The sequence below is a fragment of the Calothrix sp. NIES-2100 genome (assembly GCF_963875285.1).
In the GTDB taxonomy this organism is placed as follows: Bacteria; Cyanobacteriota; Cyanobacteriia; order Cyanobacteriales; family Nostocaceae; genus Aulosira.
Genome location: NZ_CAWNLA010000001.1, coordinates 5,682,593 through 5,704,438, shown reverse-complemented (window position 1 = coordinate 5,704,438; position 21,846 = coordinate 5,682,593). Strand labels below are relative to the sequence as shown.

General features: G+C 41.7%; 18 protein-coding genes. 11 read left to right on the top strand and 7 right to left on the bottom strand.

Annotated elements, in window-relative coordinates; genetic code table 11:
* The first annotated feature begins 699 nt into the window (after window positions 1-699).
* The gene (locus AACU32_RS23210) at window positions 700-5,052 is read left to right on the top strand and encodes a leucine-rich repeat domain-containing protein (RefSeq protein WP_339378197.1); all 4,353 of its coding nucleotides are present in this window, start codon (window positions 700-702) and stop codon (window positions 5,050-5,052) included.
* A gap of 130 nt (window positions 5,053-5,182) precedes the next feature.
* Here the strand turns inward: AACU32_RS23210 and AACU32_RS23205 are convergent, their stop codons facing one another.
* Together AACU32_RS23205 and AACU32_RS23200 are read right to left on the bottom strand one after the other, a co-directional pair.
* Window positions 5,183-5,731, bottom strand: a complete 549-nt coding sequence (locus AACU32_RS23205) for a L,D-transpeptidase (protein WP_096603577.1) — start codon at window positions 5,729-5,731, stop codon at window positions 5,183-5,185.
* A gap of 432 nt (window positions 5,732-6,163) precedes the next feature.
* Complete coding sequence (locus tag AACU32_RS23200; RefSeq protein ID WP_096603576.1) at window positions 6,164-6,706, bottom strand: hypothetical protein; 543 nt, start codon at window positions 6,704-6,706, stop codon at window positions 6,164-6,166.
* Window positions 6,707-7,531: 825 nt separating this feature from the next.
* On the opposite strand from AACU32_RS23200, the gene AACU32_RS23195 reads away from it, so the two are divergent.
* Window positions 7,532-8,326: a Uma2 family endonuclease gene (locus tag AACU32_RS23195; RefSeq protein ID WP_096603574.1), complete on the top strand. Its 795-nt coding sequence runs from the start codon at window positions 7,532-7,534 to the stop codon at window positions 8,324-8,326.
* Between the two features lie 215 nt (window positions 8,327-8,541).
* Window positions 8,542-9,816 (top strand): RNA-guided endonuclease InsQ/TnpB family protein, encoded by a 1,275-nt coding sequence (locus AACU32_RS23190; RefSeq protein WP_096603573.1) that lies wholly within the window; start codon window positions 8,542-8,544, stop codon window positions 9,814-9,816.
* A gap of 32 nt (window positions 9,817-9,848) precedes the next feature.
* Here the strand turns inward: AACU32_RS23190 and AACU32_RS23185 are convergent, their stop codons facing one another.
* Window positions 9,849-10,736 carry an alpha/beta fold hydrolase gene (locus AACU32_RS23185; RefSeq protein ID WP_096603571.1) on the bottom strand — a complete coding sequence of 296 codons (888 nt, stop codon included), beginning with the start codon at window positions 10,734-10,736 and terminating at the stop codon, window positions 9,849-9,851.
* A gap of 158 nt (window positions 10,737-10,894) precedes the next feature.
* Window positions 10,895-11,395 carry a HugZ family pyridoxamine 5'-phosphate oxidase gene (locus AACU32_RS23180; protein WP_096603570.1) on the bottom strand — a complete coding sequence of 167 codons (501 nt, stop codon included), beginning with the start codon at window positions 11,393-11,395 and terminating at the stop codon, window positions 10,895-10,897.
* A 534-nt stretch (window positions 11,396-11,929) separates the two neighbouring features.
* On the opposite strand from AACU32_RS23180, the gene AACU32_RS23175 reads away from it, so the two are divergent.
* The 6 genes from AACU32_RS23175 (at window position 11,930) to AACU32_RS23150 (ending at window position 17,718) form a co-directional block, all read left to right on the top strand.
* Window positions 11,930-12,751 carry a hypothetical protein gene (locus AACU32_RS23175; RefSeq protein ID WP_096603568.1) on the top strand — a complete coding sequence of 274 codons (822 nt, stop codon included), beginning with the start codon at window positions 11,930-11,932 and terminating at the stop codon, window positions 12,749-12,751.
* Between the two features lie 243 nt (window positions 12,752-12,994).
* A complete protein-coding gene (locus tag AACU32_RS23170; RefSeq protein WP_096603567.1) occupies window positions 12,995-13,516 on the top strand; it encodes a tetratricopeptide repeat protein in 522 nt (173 codons plus the stop codon).
* Between the two features lie 406 nt (window positions 13,517-13,922).
* Complete coding sequence (locus AACU32_RS23165; RefSeq protein WP_096603565.1) at window positions 13,923-14,252, top strand: hypothetical protein; 330 nt, start codon at window positions 13,923-13,925, stop codon at window positions 14,250-14,252.
* A gap of 1,005 nt (window positions 14,253-15,257) precedes the next feature.
* Window positions 15,258-16,697 (top strand): deoxyribodipyrimidine photo-lyase, 8-HDF type, encoded by a 1,440-nt coding sequence (locus AACU32_RS23160; protein WP_096603564.1) that lies wholly within the window; start codon window positions 15,258-15,260, stop codon window positions 16,695-16,697.
* Between the two features lie 338 nt (window positions 16,698-17,035).
* A complete protein-coding gene (locus tag AACU32_RS23155) occupies window positions 17,036-17,353 on the top strand; it encodes a hypothetical protein (RefSeq protein ID WP_096603562.1) in 318 nt (105 codons plus the stop codon).
* The gene (locus tag AACU32_RS23150; RefSeq protein WP_096603561.1) at window positions 17,350-17,718 is read left to right on the top strand and encodes an aspartyl protease; all 369 of its coding nucleotides are present in this window, start codon (window positions 17,350-17,352) and stop codon (window positions 17,716-17,718) included. Before AACU32_RS23155 ends, AACU32_RS23150 begins: the two co-directional genes overlap by 4 nt.
* Before the next feature lie 45 nt (window positions 17,719-17,763).
* Here AACU32_RS23150 and AACU32_RS23145 read toward each other — a convergent pair whose 3' ends face one another.
* Window positions 17,764-18,519, bottom strand: a complete 756-nt coding sequence (locus AACU32_RS23145) for a hypothetical protein (RefSeq protein ID WP_096603559.1) — start codon at window positions 18,517-18,519, stop codon at window positions 17,764-17,766.
* A gap of 129 nt (window positions 18,520-18,648) precedes the next feature.
* Complete coding sequence (gene cysE / locus AACU32_RS23140; RefSeq protein ID WP_096603558.1) at window positions 18,649-19,374, bottom strand: serine O-acetyltransferase; 726 nt, start codon at window positions 19,372-19,374, stop codon at window positions 18,649-18,651.
* Window positions 19,375-19,602: 228 nt separating this feature from the next.
* Between cysE and AACU32_RS23135 the strand changes: the two genes are divergently transcribed.
* Both AACU32_RS23135 and cysK read left to right on the top strand, forming a co-directional pair.
* Entirely contained in the window at window positions 19,603-20,070 is a 468-nt protein-coding gene (locus AACU32_RS23135) for an RrF2 family transcriptional regulator (protein WP_339378196.1), read from the top strand.
* Between the two features lie 19 nt (window positions 20,071-20,089).
* Window positions 20,090-21,052 (top strand): cysteine synthase A, encoded by a 963-nt coding sequence (gene cysK / locus AACU32_RS23130; protein ID WP_096603555.1) that lies wholly within the window; start codon window positions 20,090-20,092, stop codon window positions 21,050-21,052.
* A 3-nt stretch (window positions 21,053-21,055) separates the two neighbouring features.
* Here cysK and AACU32_RS23125 read toward each other — a convergent pair whose 3' ends face one another.
* Complete coding sequence (locus AACU32_RS23125; RefSeq protein WP_096603553.1) at window positions 21,056-21,757, bottom strand: cadmium resistance transporter; 702 nt, start codon at window positions 21,755-21,757, stop codon at window positions 21,056-21,058.
* Between the last annotated feature and the right edge of the window lie 89 nt (window positions 21,758-21,846).

Genomic DNA, 21,846 nt, shown 5'->3' with positions numbered 1-21,846 from the left:
GAAATTAATTTTTAAAATTTTAAAAATGCTACTTTAAAAAGCCAGTATTTTCAGAGAGGCAATGTCTGGTGACAAGAAGCAATTGATTTTAGCTCAAACAGATAAGTAGCTCAACCTAATTAAACGTCAAATGTCATTACGAGCGGAACGTAGTGTAGCGAAGTAATCGCTGAGAATCTATTTTACCTTTTTTAAGGTTGACCTACTTACTTCAGAGTCGTGTTGAGGTACTTCAGAGTCGTGTTGGAGTACTTCAGAGTCGTGTTGGAGTACTTCAGAGTCGTGTTGGAGTACTTCAGAGTCGTGTTGAGGTACTTCAGAGTCGTGTTGGAGTACTTCAGAGTCGTGTTGGAGTACTTCAGAGTCGTGTTGGAGTACTTCAGAGTCGTGTTGGAGTACTTCAGAGTCGTGTTGAGGTATTCAATTATGAGTTTCCCTAGGTTAACCTGACTTAGGGCGATCGCACAGCACAGTTGCGTAAAATTAGAGAAACTGCGCTAGCTCAGCTTAAGGAAGTTATGCTGCTCAAAGTGTGATCGCCAGTAGGTAGGGGCACGGCATCATCAATCTTCTGGTACATACAATAATCTTACTGCTGCCGTGCCCCTACGAGGAGATGCTGTGCCATGATTTACAGATTAATTGCCGTAATTGAGAATATTTTGCTAGTATTTGGCTAATAGTTCAGCGATTTCGCTAATGACCGAGCAAGAACTGCTACAGGTAATTGAACAAGCAGCAATAAAGGGTGTGACAGAACTTGACCTCTCTGGTAACAGGTTAACAGCTTTACCACCTGAGATTGGACAACTGGTCAACTTGCGATCGCTTAACCTCTGGGGTAATCGACTCAGGAGTCTGCCTGGAGAATTGGGGCAATTGGTCAACTTGCAATCTCTCAACCTCTACAATAATCGACTTAGGAGTCTGCCTGGGGAATTTGGACAACTGGTTAACTTGCAATCCCTCAACCTCTACAATAATCAACTCAGGAGTCTGCCTGGAGAATTTGTCCAACTGGTCAACTTGCAAACCCTCGACCTGGACAGAAATGAACTCAGCAGTCTGCCTGGAGAATTTGTCCAACTGGTCAACTTGCAAACCCTCGACCTGGGCAGAAATGAACTCAGCAGTCTGCCTAGGGAATTTGTCCAACTGGTCAACTTGCAAACCCTCGACTTGGGGAGTAATCAACTCAGCACTCTGCCTGAGGAATTTGGCCAACTGGTCAACTTGCAAACCCTCGACTTGGGGAGTAATCAACTCAGCACTCTGCCTGGGGAATTTGTCCAACTGGTCAACTTGCAAACCCTCGACCTGAGCGATAATCAACTCAGCACTCTGCCTGGGGAAATTGGACAACTGGTCAACTTGCAAACCCTCTACCTGGGGAGTAATCAACTCAGCACTCTGCCTGAGGAAATTGGACAACTGGTCAACTTGCAAATCCTCTACCTGGGCAAAAATCAACTCAGCACTCTGCCTGGGGAAATTGGCCAACTGGTCAACTTGCAAGCGCTTGACCTCAGCTTTAATCAACTCAGCAGTCTGCCTGGGGAAATTGGACAACTGGTCAACTTGCGATTGCTTAACCTCTGGGGTAATCAACTCAGCAGTCTGCCTGGGGAAATTGGACAACTGGTCAACTTGCAAACCCTCGACCTCGAAGGCAACGAATTAATCACACTTCCGCCAGAAATCCGAAGAAATGGATTAAGAGCAATTCTTAACTTTTATAAGCAACAACTTGAACAAGAAAGTGAAGATCTTTACGAAGCAAAATTCTTGATTGTTGGTGAAGGAGGAGCAGGTAAAACCTCTTTAGCTAATAAAATTCAAAACGAAACTTACGAACTCCAGCCTGATGAAAAATCAACCGAAGGCATTGAGGTATTCCGGTGGGACTTTAGACAGCCTAATGGCAAAGATTTTCGCGTTAACATCTGGGACTTTGGCGGTCAAGAAATCTACCATCAAACCCATCAGTTTTTCCTCACCAAACGTTCTGTCTATGCTTTAGTTGCTGATACTCGCAAAGAAAACACTGACTTTTACTGGTGGCTTAAGGTCGTTGAACTCTTAAGTGACAATAGCCCAGTTCTGATTATTAAAAATGAAAAACAAGACCGTCAATGCGAAGTTAATGAGCGCGAATTGCGGGGAGAATTTACTAATCTAGAGAAAGTTCTCGCAACTAACTTAGCTACCAATCGCGGTTTACCAGAAATTAAACAAGCTATTCAAGACTACATCAGCAAACTTAAGCATGTTGGTACACCTCTGCCAAAACTCTGGGTAAAAGTCCGTTCTGCGTTAGAAAATGACTCTCGCAACTACATTGAATCGCACGAATACGAGAAGCTTTGCCGAGATCATAAACTAACTGACCGTAAAGATATGCTGGTGCTGAGTGGCTATCTGCACGACCTCGGCGTTTGCCTACACTTTCAAGACGATTCTACGCTTAAAAACTATGTCATCCTCAAACCAGAATGGGGAACTACTGCTGTTTACAAAGTGTTAGATAATGAAAACGTCGTGAAAAATCTAGGATGTTTTACCCAGGATAATCTCAAAGATATCTGGAAAGACGATGAATATGCGGATATGCGAGATGAACTGTTGCAACTGATGATGCGGTTCAAACTTTGCTACCCAATTCCTAATAATCCCAGCAATTATATTGCACCGCAACTACTCGATATCAACCAACCAGATTACACTTGGGAGAAATCTAATAATCTCATTTTGCGCTACAAATACGAATTCATGCCTAAGGGTATCATCACTCGCTTCATTGTAGAAACACACCCTTGGATTGAACAACAAAAACTCGTTTGGCGAAGCGGTGTTGTTCTAAACAAAGACCAAACTCGTGCTGAAGTCATTGAAAATTATAATTTAAAAGAAATCAAAATACGTGTAACAGGAAACCGCAAGAAAGAATTGCTAGCAGTCGTCACCCACGAACTTGAAAAAATCCACAAGTCTTTTGAGCGTTTGCAGTATAACACCCTTGTTCCCTGTAACTGCCAAAGCTGCGAAGGAAGCACAACACCTTATTCCTACCCATTGGAAAATTTATATAAGCGCTTGAAAGCTGGGCGATATCAAATTCAGTGCGAGAACAGCTATCAAATGGTCGATGTCCGCAGCCTGATTGATGATGTTAATTTACAACCTCTTGAAGCAAATAGCAAACCCAATGTCCAAGTTGATCAGTTACAACGGGAACTTGACAACCAGAGAAAAGAATTATTAACTAATCCAGAGGAAAAACGCAGAATGAATCGTTCTTTACAAACGGAAGTTGACAAAGAAATCTTTATTTCCTATGCCTGGGGTGGAGAGAGTGAGGAGTTTGTGAACCATCTTGATCAAACATTGCAGGCAAAAGGCATCAAAATCATCCGCGATAAACGCAACCTTGGCTACAAGGGACTGATTCAAGCCTTCATGGAAAGGATTGGACGCGGTAAATGCGTTATTGCTGTGATTAGTGATAAATATTTGAAATCTCCCAACTGCATGTTTGAATTAGTGCAAGTTGCGAAAAATGGAGAATTTTATGACCGCATTTTTCCTATAGTATTAGCCGATGCCCAAATTTATAAAGGTACTGAAAGAATTAAATATATCAAGCATTGGGAAAATGAAATTCAAGCGTTAGATAACGCAATGAAAGAAGTTGGAGCAGCTAATTTACAGGGAATTCGTGAAGAAATTGATCAGTACACTGATATTCGCAACACGATTGCTGGACTTACCAATCTTCTCAAAGATATGAATACTCTGACTCCCGATATTCATCAGCAATCGGAGTTTGAAGAATTAATCAATGGGATTGAATACCGTTTAAATCAGGATACCATTTCTCAACATCCTGGCTCAGAAAAAGAACTTAAACCTCACACTGCACACTCGCAGAAGGAACTAGCACAGGCGACAAATAAACCATCTGTGCAAGAACCCTCAAACAAAAATCAACCTAACATTAATTACCACGATTTCCAAATATTAGTTACATCAGACCGCAAAATTCGCGCTTCCTCAGAACAAGGCGACGAACGGGGCGAGTTGCGCTTGGAGATGAACGATATTGAATTGGCGTTGGAACTAATTGAGTCTCGAAAAACAAACGCCAAGTTGCTTAAAAGGCTAGGAAGCCAACTCTACCAAGCGCTTTTCCCGACAAAGATTCACGGACGATTACAAGCGACAATCGCAGGCGCACAGGCTAATAATTACGAGGTACGTTTACGTCTAGTGTTTGATTCCCCCGAATTAGCCGCCCTACCTTGGGAATTTCTCTATGATGAGGCTACTAACACTTTCTTAGGAAATAACACCCAAACTGTACTCTCGCGTTATGTTGACGTTCCCCTGCAAAAGCGCGACATCAAAGCCGCTAGTCTACCGCTGAAAGTCCTGCTAGTCATCTCCAGTCCAAGTAACTTAGCTAAATTAGATGTGGCTGGGGAAGAAAACCTGATCCGTGATGCACTGCAAAAACACATAGATGCAGGCAAAATTGAGTTAGATGTGCTACCAGACGCAACCATCCGCAACATCAATCAAAAGCTGCGCGAAAAGCCTTACAATGTTTTTCACTTTATCGGTCACGGTAAATTTGAGAACAATAAGGGCTATATTGCCCTGGTAGATACTGATGGCAAATATAAATTATTAGATGATGAGGGTTTCGGCAATTTCTTCTTAGGCAACAGCAGCTTAGGGTTAGCCGTGCTAAATTCCTGTCAAGGTGCGGTTGTGTCTGATAACCAAGCATTTGCAGGTATAGCACCTAACCTAGTGCGTCGGGGAATTCCCGCAGTAGTTGCTATGCAATATGAAGTCCTCGACACCACCGCCAAGCTGTTTGCTGATGAATTTTACCGCACTCTCGCCCTGGGCTGGCCTGTAGACGCAGCGATGCAAACCACCCGCAACGCGATTTCGATGGAAGTCGGCTTAAATAAACCTGATTTTGCAACACCAGTGCTATATATGCGCGCTAAGGATGGAATTATTTTGAGTGGGTTGTCAAGGTAGTATTTGTAGCATCGCTTAGGGCAGTGCCTAGTGGGATTTTTAAAGTGCGATCGCATCGCATGGCATGATTTATAATTGCAACTCAAGGAAGGCGATCGCAACACAGCAGGTAAAAATTGATTTAGTCTTCTTATCTGACTACCGTCACAGGAGTTCCAACACGCACCTGTTGGAATAATTGCTGAACATCCTGGTTATACATGCGAATACAACCGTGTGAGGCTGCTTGACCAACTGATTCAGGATTGGGAGTACCGTGAAATCCCACCCAGTTTTTTCCGTTTGTCCAAAATCCAATCCAGTAATGACCGAGAGGATTTTCCGGGTCTCCTCCGGGGATAGATTTACCTGTAAACGGGTGTATCCAAGTAGGATCTTTCAACATTTGTCTTACTTGAAAATTGCCAGTTGGAGTTTCCCAGCCTTGGCGACCTACTGCGATGGGATAACTTTTAATTCGTGTTTTTCCTTGGTAGACACTTACTTGTCGGCGGCTAACGCTGATTACTAAATGAGTAGGTTGAGTTAATGAATTATTACGATTTATGGCTCTTTGAATAATTGAATATTCTCGAAGTTTAGAGGTTAGCTCTGGCTCGGCAGCTAAAGACATTTTTGGAGTAAAATATAATCCTAAAATATATATTAAAAGAGCGAGAAAACCCGTTTTCATCGACATAGTTATCAATTAATATTTTCCTAAGCGTTATTTACAGCCTATTACAGATAAATGAATTACACGGGTAGGGGCACGGCATTGCCGTGCCCTTACGATAATCTCTACCTCACTGTTTTAGTATTCACTAAGAGGTTGTTTGAAAAGTTGTGGGCTGTATCTTAGCACTAAGTAGGTCGGCGCAATTAAAGACAACTGGCGAGGTCTGTCATTTGTCATTTGTCATTGGTCATTGGTAAGGGTTTCAAGCATGTTTACATTGCGCAACATAGTTTGGTTTCTTCCCGCCGACTTACTTAATCGATCCCCCCTAGCCCCCCTTAAAAAGGGGGGAAAACTTCTTAAAGTCCCCCTTTTTAAAGGGGATTTAGGAGGATCTAAAACTTTTTGCTACCAACGACAGGACTTTTCAAACATCCTCTAACAGCGGAAAATTTACCACAGCGCCCGCACACCGCCACTGGAATCACTTCCGTTTGTTGTGTTGTTAACACCTGTATTATCCTGGGAGCCAGTGGGATTAGTATTTTGTCCGCCGGGAGTTCCGGTATTATCGATATTTTGTCCGCCGGGAGTTCCGGTATTATCGATATTTTGTCCGCCGGGAGTTCCGGTATTATCGATATTTTGCCCACCGGGAGTTCCGGTATTATCGATATTTTGTCCGCCGGGAGTTCCGGTATTATTGATATTTTGTCCGCGAGAACCCCCAAGATTGTTCATATCTTGTCCGCTAGAGCTTTCAGGATTATTAATATCTTGTCCGCTAGTACTTCCAGGATTATTAATATCTTGTCCGCTAGTACTGTCGGTATTAGATTGAGCGAATAATCTGCCAGTTTTCAGCCCTTCAGCAATTGTTGTGGTATTAGATTTAGAATTTGATAGCGCCGATGCGGGTAAGCTTAGTAAAGCAATGCTACCGGCAACTCCCACGAGGCTAGCAACTTTGTAAGCTAAATTATGTTTTCTGTTCATTTTTCTCTCCTGATTTGGAAAAGCAAAGACTGTCAGCCGTTAATTAATTAGCTGAATTTGATTGAAAATAGTGCCACTCCCAACATCTAAATTTATTTGTAATTTTGTTAGAAGTGTTTTGATTGCTGTTTTTATTTCCTTTTAAAGGTATCGCTATTAAATTTATGACTCGTCTATCTAAAGGCGAAGATTAATTTTTATCAAGTGGTGCTAAAGGCATACTGTTTTGATAACTGAAAACTTCATTAAATTGACAGCAATCCTGCAAAAGTTAAGTAGCATATCTAGCTAATGGCAGAAGATTTTAAGTAAGAGTGTTCCACAAAATAAATGATCCAAAACCCTTCATTGCAAGCGAAGCGTTCGGAAACACTTCGTGAACGCTTCGCTCGCAATGACAACTGGGCATTTTTTTACTTGGAGTACTCTAAGTATTCTCAAATGCTTTATGTGCCTAAAAATCGATAGATGCTTGCTATTTACTGTCTGTAATATTTCAAAGCGATCGCGCCCTAGGGCAAACCCATAGACCCGGTGGGGTAAAATGCCTGTAAGATAAGCGTTTGCACTTAAGTTGACACCAATGAACGCAGTGTGTATTTTAATCAAAGTGCGTTAGCGGAGCTTAACGAAGTTATCGCATCATTTATAATTGCCACTCAAGAAAAACGATGTCTCCGACAACTCCTTTGGGGAACGCCACATTTAAAGATCCTTCGCTGCATCCAGCTTAATATTGATAACGACAAGCGCGCCGATGATAAACTCGGCTACAGTTCAATTTAGATAAAAATAAACACAATAGCTACCGTGAATCTAAAAGCGATGTCAGAAACTCTAAGTGTAATAAATATAACAATTCCACCTACCCAAGCGGAACTACCATATAATGACGGAATGCCGATGGAAAGCCAAAGGCATATAGTACAGATGGAATTATTAATTGATGTCATAGAAACTTGGCTACAACCATCGTCAGATGGATACGCAGGCGGGAATATGTCTGTCTACTTCAGCTTGGCACAGCTAAAAAACCAAGATTTCCGAGGCCCAGATTTTTTTGTTGTCTTGGGAGTTCCTAAAGGACAACGTCGCAGTTGGGTTGTTTGGGAAGAAGGTAAAGCCCCTGATATCGTGATTGAATTGCTGTCTCCAGCTACCATCACCACAGATAAAACAGAGAAAAAGCTGATTTATCAAAATCAGCTGCGTGTCCCGGAATATTTCTGGTACGATCCGTTAAACCCTGATGATTTGGCTGGTTTTTCTCTTAGTAGCGGCGTTTACCAACCAATCGTACCGAATACGGAAAATCAATTAGTAAGTCAAGTATTAGGTTTAGCCTTGCAACGTTGGCAAGGTACTTACAAAGGTGCGAATACAACTTGGTTGCGTTGGGCGACTTTGGCGGGAGAATTGCTACCAACAGCAGAAGAAAAAGCACGCCAAGAAGCACAAAAAGAACGCCAACGGGCAGAAAAAGAACGCCAACGGGCTGAAAGGGCAGAATTGCAGTTACAGCGAACAGCAAGAAATTTACTGCTATCAGGAATGTCAGCGGAACAGGTAGCTAGTATTACAGGTTTGACAGAGTTGGAAATTGAAGCACTGAAGGGTTAGGGGCAGAGGGGCAGAGGGGGACAAGGGGGACAAGGGAGATAAATACAAAATGCCCAATGCCCAATGCCCAATGCCCTATCAAAACAGTGCGGGAGGTTGAGAACGCCTGCGATTTATCGAGGGGATGAAAACCGACTCGACGGGTTTTAACCCGGTGTTTCCTATTGTTGTCGCACCCCTACAAAGCATGATATAATTTTGTAGCAGGTGATACAGTGTTAACCCTAACTTACGAATACAAAGCCAATCCTACAAACGAGCAAATCAAATTAATTGAAGACACACTTGATGTTTGTCGCCAAGTGTGGAACTTTGCTTTACGGGAACGCAAGGATTGGCTCAACTCCCGTAAGTCTCCCATTAATGCTTGTTCAATCACTTCTGAGTACATTATTCCAGCAGATGCGCCATACCCAAACTACAACACCCAAGCCAAGTCTTTGACCCAAGCCAAAAAGCAATATCCGAAGCTCAAAACTGTTAACGCCCAAGTGCTACAACAAGTATTGAGAAAACTGGAAACTGCATTCATCGACATGAAACGTAAAGGGATGGGTTTTCCCCGTTTCAAGAATCGATACAGAATGCGTTCTTATGTTTACCCTCAACTTGGCGAAGGTCAAATATTAAAAAGCAATCAAATTAAGTTGCCTCAAATTGGGTGGGTAGAGTATGTAAAGTCACGGGAAATACCCGATGGTTTTGTGGTCAAACAAGTTCGTGTTGTTCGCAAAGCTTCTGGATATTTCTTGATGTTTACCCTGGAATGTAATGTTGATGTTCCTAGTCCCGTTGCTTTTGGTAATCCAAGGGGGATTGATTTAGGTTTAGATAAATTTGCGGCCACCTCCGATGGTGAACTGATTGAACGTCCTAGATTTCTTCAGATGCTACACCGTAAGCTGAAATTGCTACAACGTAGGCTGAAGAAAAAACACAAAGGTTCTAACAATCGTCACAAATTAAATCGGAAGATTGCAAGACTACATCAACGCATGGATGATACTCGCAAAGATTGGCACTTTAAGTTAGCGCATAAACTTTGTGATGACGCAGGAATGATTTTTGTTGAGGATATTGATTTCCGTGTGTGGGCAAAAGGGATGTTTTGCAAACATACTCGTGACGCTGGATTTGGGCAGTTTGTCTCAATCCTTCAATGGGTGTGCTGGAAGCGAGGGGTGTACTTCGCCAAAGTGGACAAAGATTACACATCCCAAGTTTGCCCTCAATGCGATACTCACACTGGAAAAAAAGAATTAAAGGATAGGGTACATTCTTGTCCTGAGTGTGGCTACACAACACACAGAGATGTAGCCGCCGCACAAGTGATCCGTAACAGAGGGGTCAACGCGCTGGGACGCAGCGTGGATCAAATTGCCTGTGGAGACGGTCTGACGGGGACTGGTAACAGTCTAGTTAAGAGTCCTAGAAACAGGAAGAAGGGTGGAGAGGCACGGCAACAGAGCCTGCCTCGTAACATCCTTTGAGAATCCCTGTGGCTTTTAGCCCAGGGAGTGCGTCAATTCAAATGCCGTTGTAACAGCCCAATTACTATTTCTGGCATTTCGAGATGAGGTAATATTCCTGTGTCGGCGATCGCATAAAATTGTTGAATTGCTCCAGGATTTAAATTGGCTAACCTTCTTCCCAATTTAATGCTGGTAAATTGTGCCTTCTCTCCCCAGAAAAACACCGTGGGAGTTTTGAGTTGCTGAATATATAAACTTAAATCAAAATAAAGGTTGCCCCGCAAAAATGCCAAGCCTGCAAACTTCGCATTAGGCTGTTGTGCAGAGGTTAAATAAGCTTGCACCATTTCTTTTGAAACTCGTTCTGATTTAGCAAACAGAAAACTTTGGAGAAAGTTACCCACAGCAAATTCATTTTCTGCACCTATGGCATAAATTAAATTATCCAACAATGGTGTATTAATCAGTGGCAATGGTAATCTTCGTCCTGCGCCTTGTCCAAAGTCATCAAAACCAGAGGGACAGACTAAAAATAAACCTGCGAATAAATCTGGTTGGGTAATAGCCAAGCGAATAGTGAAAGCCGCTGTTAAGGACGAAGCGACAACTGTTACAGGATGACGACAAGTTTTACGGATAAATTCAGCGATCGCACTCAGATAATCTCTAATTTGATAATCCCACACTGGATGAGCAGATTCTCCCCAACCAATTAAGTCTGGGGCTAATATGCGGTAACTGGGAGCAAATGCCGGATATACTTTAGACCATTCGTATGCTGATGCGCCGCCACCAAAGTTGTGCAGAAACAGTAAAGGGGGTAACTCTTCAGTGTCAGCAATCGACCAGGGTGCAGTCGTTTGGGTATAGTAAACCATTGCCCCCAATGAGGTATGAATAACTTTGTGCCCAAAGCCAGGAGGTTGGAACTGAAGCATAAAATTAAGTATGAAGTATAAAGTGTGAAGTATGAAGTAAGCAAGTCGGTAATTACACTAAACTATCTTACGAAACGTAAATACACTTGAAACTGCTACGCATTTACAAGCCGGGGAACTCAGACAATCCCCGGTTGCACAAATGAAAAATGACAATTTTATCTTTCATCTTTGGCGGTAATTTGAACAAGTTGCTGGAGGTTATCACCACGGATATGATAAGCTGCCCCAAAACCGACGACAAAACGACCTTCGCTGGGAGTTAACTGGAAAATCCGAAAGTCATTTAAGCTACGCAACATCTCAATAATTTCCCCAAAACGCTGTTGAAAATGTGCAACAATTTGATTCCATTGGTCAGTGTCGCGTTCAATTAAATTTGCTTGACAATCAAAACTTAAACGGCGACGAGCAAAAATTTGATTAGCCTGAGCCTCATCTTCGATAAATAAAACACAAACATGAGGATTGGTATAAATATTTTTGGTGTGGGTCGAAAGACCGCTGACGTAAATATAAATATTTTGGGAACTATCCATCACAAAAGGAGCATAACTAGCATTAGGTATTCCCTCGGCGTTAACTGTGCTAATGATTACACTTTCAAATTGTTGAGTAAACTTTTCGTACTCAGCTTGAACTTTTTCCAGTTGGCTCATAAGGAAATTCCCATTACACGAGTAGCAATTCCTTAAGTATCCTAACCTTGTTTACTTGCTGCGCGTGTTAGGCAAGAGTTAAGAGACCATAGTCAAGAGTCAATAGTCAAGAGTCCATAGTCCACAGCTAAACCACATCTATAGAAATCAAATATGAATTCTATATTTTGAGAACCATAGTTTTAAAAGTAGTGGGAGCATCTTGCTAAGAGCTCTTCGTAGCGGGCTTTGAGTCCCGCACTACTCCAGGTTTCAAAATGGACGAGGTTGAGAATTTTCTCACCAATGACTAATTACCAATAACCATTAACCAGAAACTAGCAGCATTTTTGCAAAAATGGACACACTTACCGCTAATTAAACGTCAACACACGAGGCGATAGTATGAGCAAGTTATATTACCTGCTTGTTTGGTAAAGGGTAATTTCATACTAGCCTGCGGCAAGCCGCTCCGCGTCTACATACTGAGCGCCTTCAGTTGACCTTCAGTCACTTTTGGGATTGATATTTTACCTAAATCGAGGAGGAAAAATCTTGATACCTAAAAATAATTTAATACATGTATTAATAGAAAATACACGTAAAGTATTACAAAATTCTGCCATTAGAAAAGATTTTGAGATTAACAAATTTAAAAATAGCACTAAGGGCGTTTCCGTGATTAAGTCTTGTCTACTATTACTCAGTGTCGGCAGCATAGTAATTTTTCCCGCTTTGGTAATTTCGCCAGAAACAGCATTCAGTGGTGAAACTGTACAAACAACTTCTTGGCAAGATGTGTTGAATATCAATAACTTATTTCAGCGAAGACGCAAGCGTACAGCTGCACGCGGTAATTTTTGCCCGATTTCGCCCGGTGTACAGGGGGAAGTAACACAAATTTGGAGCGATCGCCCTTTATTTATTTGGCAAGGTGAAATCCAAACAATCGGTGTGCGTACCCGTGGTAGCGATACAGATAATTTGTGGAGTCAAGCGGTAGAGGCCAAGCAGAGTACAACTTATAGCGGCGAAAAACTGCAACCAGGTAAAACCTATGAGTGGACAATGTATCGTGGTGAGAATCCAGTTATGTTTATGTCATTTCAATTGATGGAAGCGCAACAGAGCGATCGCATCACCAGAGAATTGCAAACTCTCGAAACCCAATTGCAAACCAAAGGTGCAAACAAAGAAGCGATCGCCTTAGCAAAAGCCAAGTATTTAGCCGAGCGCCAGCTGTGGTCAGATGTCTTACAACAAGTTTACTCTGTACCAGAACCCTCTGATGAGTTGAAGCTGATTCGCCAAAATATCAGCAAACAATTATGTACAGCGCCTACAGCAAATAATTACGAATTATTAATTAAAAATTAACCTCACAATACCTTCGCCAAAAGCCGACACCTGATAAGGGTGCGGCTAGATAAACTCAACCTGTTACCTTAGACTGTCAGGATTGCAGCCTCCGGAAGCAGGCTTTGTACTTGTAGCGCCAGGACTACTTCTGCGGGTGTAACTGAGATTTTTGCATAACTTCTTACCCCTTCATAAATATATACTTATGAGCGAGCAAATCAACTTGCTGCGCTGGAATATAGTAATTTAGGAGATGCAACCATGAAAGGGTTGAAATTAGCAGTTGCAATCTTGTCATTAGGAACATTAGCGATCGCTTCCCAAGCTGAAGCCAAAAGTTTATTCAATAGCCAACAAACACAGTCAGCACAAATCACAGCACAAGTTCCCAACTCACCGCCGGAAAATAACAGTAAAGCGGCAAATTTCCTGAAACGGGGGATTGAACGCTTCCAATCAAAAGACTATTCAGGGGCTATCGAAGACTTTAACCAAGCCCTGAAGCTTGAACCCAAAAATGTTTCTGCCTATGTAGGGCGCGGTGCTGCCAAGATGTTGTTAGAACAATTTCAAGCTGCTAAGACAGATTTTGACGCAGCACTCCAAATTACGCCCGATATTCCCTATGCCCATTATTTTCGGGGTTTTACCAATTATGCCTTAAAAGACAAACCGGCCGCGATCGCTGACTTACGCAAAGCATCCATACTGTTTCAAAAAGAAGGAAACCAGGAATTAGCCCAAAAAGCCGACAGCGCCGCCAAGGAAATGGAAGCTAATTAAAGCTTTGCACAATCGAATAAATGATGTAAAAACCGGGTTGTGCAAAGCTTTGTTTGTAATCCCGGTTTCTTTTTTGCTCAAGCACAAGCCGAATTTTTGCATATGCTCGAAACCCTCACAGATATATCCGATTGAGTATGCACCACCACCGAAAATGCTTGTGCGGCTTGCTTCATTTACAATCATCCGTGAAGCACAATAAAAAAGATTGGGGATTGTTTCTCCTTAATTAGTACACATATTTCTCAAGCCAGAAGTTTTTGTTCACAACTTGATCCAATATATAACCTCAGACATCCACCTATTTATTGATAGTGAGAAACTCTCTCTAGAGAAAGAGCTTTTTAGGACTTTTATTCACTAAATTGAGGTTAGTAAATGCAAAGTTTAAATTCCCACAATAGCTATGACTAACGAACCTAAAGAGCAAATTAATCAACCAGTAAGTAAGGATTGGCATAGTAAAGACGAGCCAAACGTCAAAGAACGCAACTTAACAGCCAATCCGGGAGATAGAATTGCTGACGAACCCCAGTCAGTTGAAGAGAAAGCTCAGCAAGTAGCGGTTGATTCACCAGACATTACTGGCGATCACATTACAGTCCCCACTTACTTCGTTGTCGATGAACCCAATGGGGAAAAGAAAGCACTCCACCATGTTAAAGACGCTGAAGAAATTTCTGATGTAATTCGACAAGCAAGAGTTGACGAAAACGGTAATCGGATTTGGGATTAAACCGAAATATGTAAAGCTTTGTAGGAGGTAAAGGGGAAAGGTTAAATGGTAAAAGTTTTCCCCTTCCCCCTTCCCATTCCCCTTTTTCCTCTTAACCGAAAAGTATTGGGTGTAACCGTAATCTTGATCTGTAAATAGCCAATCAACATCTCCTGATTTCCTGGCAATATATTCGTCAAGGCTAGCGGCGATGAATAACCGTATTTTTCGCATAATCTTTTAATTTCCTGTAAATAAATAGCTCAGAAATAGCGCAGAAATATTTATATCAAATAAAGGATAAAGATTCCCATATAACTACGCATAACAAATTAAGAATTACGCATGGCAATCACATAATCATCTATATTTTTCAACCGCGTAATGACTTATTTCAAAAAAAATTATTACACTGACAATCTGATCCATAAAATCACTGTTTGACACGGAACTTGCCATAAAAGCAAAAACCGCCTCAAGTTTACTTGAGAGCGGTTTTGAGGGAGTAGTTTTATATGGGGGCTTCATAGTTGTGTGCCCCAGTTTCGGTATAAATGGTTCTGTATATAAGGGTATACAGATTGCTTTGGACTCGTTCCGGAAAAATCTCAATCTTGATGAAAAAATCTCTGATTTAGACGCACTTTAGTTGACACAGTGGACATCAATGCCGCATCTGTAAGGCATTTTGACAAATTCCAAGTAAAAAAATATTCCATTGCTATTGTTGTACGGGCGGGTTTAACCGACATATCTGTTAGGAGTGTGAATATCTCACAGAACCCGCCCCTACAGACGGTTGACGGTTGACGGTTCACAGTTAACAGTCAACAGTAGGGGCGGGTTCACCGAGATTCGGGTTAAAAGAGCGAAGATATCTGTAAACCCGCCCGTACGACTTTAACGGCATAATTTTTTGGAGTTCCCTTACCCTTTTCCCCAATTGCCCAGAAATTTATCGCTAGAGTGATGCTTAGGGGTACATTAGCACTTAAGCTAGTACGGGTGAACTATTGTGAGTAGAGAATGTCTGATTTAATTTTATTTTGGCATCGTCGGGATTTACGAATTGCTGATAATACAGGACTAGCGATCGCCCGCCAACAAAGTCCTAAAATAGTGGGAGTATTTTGCCTCGATCCGAATATTCTCGAACGGGATGATGTTGCACCTGTGAGAGTAACTTATATGATTGGCTGTTTACAAGCATTACAACAGCGATATGCTCAAGTAGGTAGCCAACTGTTAATCCTGCGAGATAATCCTGTACAAGCAATTCCCGCTTTAGCAGCGGCGTTGAATGCCAAAGCTGTATTTTGGAACTGGGATGTAGAACCTTACTCTCAAGAACGCGATCGCACTATAATTGATGCACTTCAAGAAAAAAGCATTGCATTTTTAGACCACAACTGGGATCAAATCCTGCATACACCAGCAGAAATTTTTACAGGTGGCAATACTGCTTACACTGTTTACACCCCCTTCTGGAAGAATTGGAGTAGTAAACTCAAAGCGAAACCAGTAGAAACTCTCCACGATGTCGAAGGTTTAACGCCCGATGAACAAGAAATTGCCCAGCAAACAGGCGCAATATCGCTACCAAGCGCCAAAGATTTAGGATTTATTTGGGATGGAGACTTAATTCTTCCCCCAGGAGAAGCCGCAGCGCAAGAACGGCTAGAGGGATTTACTGCAACTGCTATCAATGAATATCAAGAACAACGCAACTTTCCCGCAGTTGATGGCACATCCCAACTAAGTGCAGCTTTAAAATTTGGTGCTATTGGTATTCGCACAGTTTGGCAAGCTACCCTAGAAGCACTAGAAAATAGCCGCAGCGAAGAAACCGAAGCCAATATCCGCACATGGCAACAAGAACTAGCATGGCGAGAATTTTATCAACATGCAATGTATCACTTCCCAGAATTAGCCCAAGGCGCTTACCGCAACACTTTCAAAAACTTCCCTTGGGATAACAACGACGAACATTTTCAAGCATGGTGCGAAGGTAGAACAGGCTACCCCATTGTTGATGCAGCCATGCGGCAAATGAATGAAAGCGGCTGGATGCATAACCGTTGTCGAATGATTGTTGCCAGTTTCCTCACTAAAGACTTATTAATAAGTCCTCAATTGGGAGAAAAATATTTTATGCAAAAGCTAATTGATGGTGATTTATCTGCCAATAACGGTGGTTGGCAATGGAGTGCTTCTAGTGGAATGGACCCCAAACCATTGCGAATTTTTAACCCAGCTAGCCAAGCACAAAAATTCGATGCAGATGCCGAATATATCCGCCAATGGTTACCAGAATTGCGTTCTCTAGATACCGAATATTTAGTAACTGGTAAAATCACACCTTTGGAACGTCGCGCTGTTGGCTATCCCGACCCAATTGTGGATCATAATAAACGGCAACGACAGTTTAAACTGCGTTATGAACAGCAAAAAGAGGTGTTGAGATAAGGATATACTTAAGTAAGTCGGCGTTAAAAATTGTCGTTATGAAAAGGCAGAGGGCACACTTCGACTTTTCTACAAGACGCTACGTTAACGCTCAGTGAGCAGATGTCAGAAGGGAAGAGATTTTGAGGAAACTTTACTTTTAGTTACATACTACTCTCCGAGAAGCCGCTCCGCGTCTACAGTTTTTTTGCGCCTCTTTACTTAAGCTAAGACGATGTTTGTCAAGTTTTGCATGATACTTACAGCAGTTTTCATTGCTTTACCCCTACAAAATTGTCTATTTACCAAAAATCGTTAATTTTCACCGACTATTTTTGAGTTGATAGGAAAGACAAACCATGACTGAAACTAAGCCGAATCATATAGTGCGTCGAGGAAGATTATTTCCGGAAATCAAATGGACCCAAGAACAGAAAATTCAATGGCAAAGTACACTAGAAGCACATTACCAACGGTGCAAAATAATTTTTGATCGCGTCCAGCCAGAGTTGCTAAAAACTCACTATAACTGGTTTATAGCAGTAGAAGCAGATAGTGGAGATTATTTTATTGATAAAGATGAAGAAATAGTTACCCACATGTGCATTCAAAAACATCCAAATGCTATCCCTTTTATTTTTGTGATCAACGAAACAGGGGTAACAGGGAGAATATGATTGAAGGACATTTTGGCAGTGATGGTGAGCTTTTTTTTGAAAGTGAGTTGATTGCCGCTGACGGATTAGAACTACCAGTAACTGCCATGCTGGATACTGGATTTACAGAATTACTTGCAGTTAATTCCCAGGATCTAGAAGGGCTAGGTTGGAACTTTTTACGCGAACGACAATTACGAACAGCACAGGGGATAACAATTTTTAGAATTTATTTAGGAAAAATCCGCTTAGATCAACAGGAGTTTGAAATTCCTGTCTATGCTGGTGAAGAAATTACAGAAGTTTTACTTGGTAGTCAATGGTTAAAAACAATGCGATTATTTGCAGATATGGCTTCAGGCGTTTTGACTTTGGGCAGAATTTGAAAAAACTTACATTTGGAGATTCCCCGATTATATTACTTTGCTGGATCACGATAATCTCCTATCTTTAGCTTGTCTGGAACTAGCTTCTAAAAAATCAGTAAAAACTTGAGTGAACTTATGTATTCCCTCACTACCGCCTGCAATTAAACCACCTGTTAACAATGCATCTAAACAGCGAAAAATAATTATTTGAATTGGATTATTGGCATCAAGTATAATTAGCGGTTCAATCGAGCGAATACCAATGGCACTAATTAATAAACCGCATAAAAGAGATGTCCATAAAGCTATGATTCTTGTATTAGACTTATAAGCTAAACGCTCACGTTCTAGGGTATTTAAATTATTAATTGTATTATTTAGTTCATCAATATACGGTTGTATTTGCTGAAATGAGTCTACAGGAGTTTGATTAAAATCTTGGATAAGTTGCTGTTCTAGAGTAGTTCCTGCTGATGGATTAACTATGATCGGATTGGCTGACAAATAAGGTATCTGATTTTGTTGTTGATCTGCTATAATTTTTCGTCTTTCAGCAATCAGAGCAGTTTGTTGTTGAATACTAACTTCTAACTGTTCGGTGGTTGGGCCTCGCCAAGTAGTAATAAAAACTTCTAAGGAACGCTCCAATAATAGTGAAATAAAAAATGGTAACGTAAGTAACTGCATAAGATTATCAAATCCAAAGGGTCTTAACTCTAAAGGACGTTGGGATAACCAAGCAGTAAAAGTTACCAATAAAAAACTAACAACTATTAAGAAAATAAATAATGGAGATTCCAGAGAAATTTTTAGCAACATTCCTATATTCCTGCTCTGTTCCACAATATCTAACACAGAGAGAAATGTAGAACAGCAGGATGAAATGGGGATTGTTGACTGTTGACGGTTGACTGTTGACGGTTGACTGTTGACTGTTGACTAACTGAGTTAGATTCCTGCGCCATCGAGAAAGTCTTCAATTACGCGATCGCTATCAAAATTACTACTTTCAATTACTTCATCATCTATCTGAATTGGTGACACATTGGACTCAGTATGTAACTGTTCTAGCTGTTTCTCTAAAGCTTTAACTCGTTCAAATAAAGCCCGAATTGCTTCCGCTTCTACGTCCCGGACTTTACCATGACCTAAAACATCGCTATTTACGTTGTTCTGACGAGTTATCCTTCCGGGAATACCCACAACAGTAGTATCGCTGGGTACATCTCGCAATACTACCGAACCGGCTCCGACACGGACGCGATCGCCAATTTGAATATTTCCCAAAACCTTGGCACCGGCTCCCACTACTACATGGCTACCTATTGTCGGATGGCGTTTCCCAGTTTCTTTACCAGTACCACCAAGGGTAACGCCTTGATAAATTAAGGCATAGTCACCGACGATCGCCGTCTCGCCAATTACTACTCCCATACCGTGATCGATAAATACTCCCTTACCAATCACTGCGCCTGGGTGAATTTCAATCCCAGTGAAAAACCGACTCAGATGGGAAATAAATCTCGGTAGAAAGGGAATCCCCGTTTTATGCAGCCTGTGCGCTAGTCGATGAAAGAGCAAGGCTTGCAGCCCAGGATAACAAAACAATACCTCTAGCCAGTTACGAGCTGCTGGGTCGCGCTCATAAATTGTTCGCAAGTCAGTTAGTAACATACATCAGTTGGGTGAAAACGTCGTTGATGGGCGAGGCTCTGAAATTTCTACAAAAGATTCAAACTATTTATCAGAATTTTATAAGATAATCTACGGTAAGTCGATAGCTTTTATGTTTATTTAGCAGCCAAAGTTAGGGTTTGATGTCTAAATACCAGCCGCAAGGCTTCTACTCATCAAAATTTAGCTGCATAAAATACGATAAACCAATCGACACCACGTAGTATAGTGAGTACAGACTTGAATAGCCAAACTTACGCTCTTTTGGATCTGTCATCCAAAGTTGAATACGCACTGCTAGCACTTTTAGAGTTAGCCAGCAACCACAGCAAAAAAGTCCCTCTAACAATGAGCGAGATTACTGCTAAACAACCCATACCGGAGCGCTATTTGGAACAAATTTTGACCAATCTGCGGCGTGCTGGTGTGGTGCAGAGTCAACGCGGCTCTAAAGGAGGTTTTGTGTTAGTGCGTGAACCGTGGCAAATTACCTTATTGGAGATTGTGACTGTGGTGGAAGGTGAACGCAAAGACAAAGACAACTCAGCATCTCCCACCCTGGAAAAGAGTCTAGTTCAAGAAGTTTGGGAGCAAGCTAATACCGCCTCGATAGAGGTGTTAAAAAGCTATACACTCCAAGACTTATGCCAACAAAGAGAGGCTCGTTTACAACAGAGTCCAATGTATTACATTTAGTTACGCAGGAGTACCCCTGATGCGGATAGCGAAAGACATCACAAAGTTAGTCGGACGGACGCCTTTAGTTCAATTAAATAAGATTCCCCAAGCTGCGGGCGCAGTTGCTCAAATTGTGGTGAAGCTAGAAAGCATGAACCCAGCTTCTTCTGTGAAAGACAGAATTGGTGTCAGCATGGTGGAAGCCGCAGAACAAGCAGGTTGGATAGAGCCAGGAAAAACCGTTTTAGTAGAGCCAACCTCCGGTAATACAGGTATTGCTCTAGCAATGGTCGCAGCCGCCAAGGGCTACCATCTTATTCTAGCGATGCCTGACACGATGAGCCAAGAACGGCGGGCAATGTTGAAAGCCTTTGGCGCACAATTAGAGTTAACACCAGGAGTAGAAGGAATGCGGGGGGCGATCGCACGGGCGGAGCAAATTGTTGCTAAAACGCCCAACGCCTATATGTTGCAGCAGTTCCGCAACCCCGCGAATCCGCAAATTCATGCTTTAACTACCGCTGAAGAAATTTGGGCGGATACAGATGGACAAGTAGATATCCTCATAGCGGGAGTGGGTACTGGCGGGACAATTACAGGTGTGTCAGAAGTTATTAAACAACGTAAACCGAGTTTTCAAGCGATCGCAGTTGAACCAACCAATTCTCCTGTATTAGCAGGTGGTAAACCAGGCCCCCATAAAATTCAAGGGATAGGCCCCGGATTTGTTCCAGCAATTTACCGTCCTGATTTAGTCGATGAAGTCATTGAAGTTACAGATGAACAGGCTATATCTTACAGCCGTCGTTTAGCAAAAGAAGAAGGATTACTTTCAGGTATTTCTGCTGGCGCAGCTTTATATGCTGCACTTGTAGTCGCACAACGACCAGAAAATGAAGGTCGCCTCATCGTCATGGTACAACCCAGCTTTGGCGAACGCTACCTCAGTACCTCATTGTTTAGAGATCCAGAAGAAAGCGAATGGTTAAGTAAGGTTTAATGCCTAATTTTTTTCCATTTCCTGGGCATTGTCATCATTTTTTAACAGAATTGTCAAACAAAGACAAGTAACAGCAAGCTTTACTATGCTTAAAGCTTCGCTCTTCAACACAATAAAAGCACCTAAACCCATCAGGACGAAAGGCACAATATTGTTGCTGTATCGAGTTAAGAAATTAGCTATGGTTTTCTGATGGGTTAATTGGTATGTTGCATAACACCATATTCCTAAAAGGAGAAAAAATACAACAATAATCACAATAAAATTTTCTAAATTATTGTTAGCAAACAAAGGTACATACACACTAATGTTATCGCTACCATTAGCAACTGTCAGCGATGCCACAGTATAAATATTAGGAGAAATCAAACTAGCAATAGTTGAGTTTTCAACTTGTTCTATTTCTAGTACTAATTCCTCTGATGCATTGGCTTGCCAATTTACTAGACTATTCAGCCCAATGGTCAGAGGAATTAAACCAAGTAATCCAATCCAACGTTGGGGTACAACTAACCCACCAAAAAATCCGGGAAGGCTGAGTATTAACAATACAGTGAAACCTAAATATTGACCTGCAACTATGTGCCAAGGGCGGAATGTAGTATTAATTTGCGCAAAAAATAGTAACAAAATCACAATATCATCAATGTTAGTCGCACTGAATGCGGCTATTCCTGTGCTAATTGCAGTAATTAACTCATTCATATATTCAGAAAAATGAAATTGCTACTCAGGACTAAAGTCCTGAGTACAGTGTTAATTTGGTATGGTGGTAAATTGTACATTCTCACCAT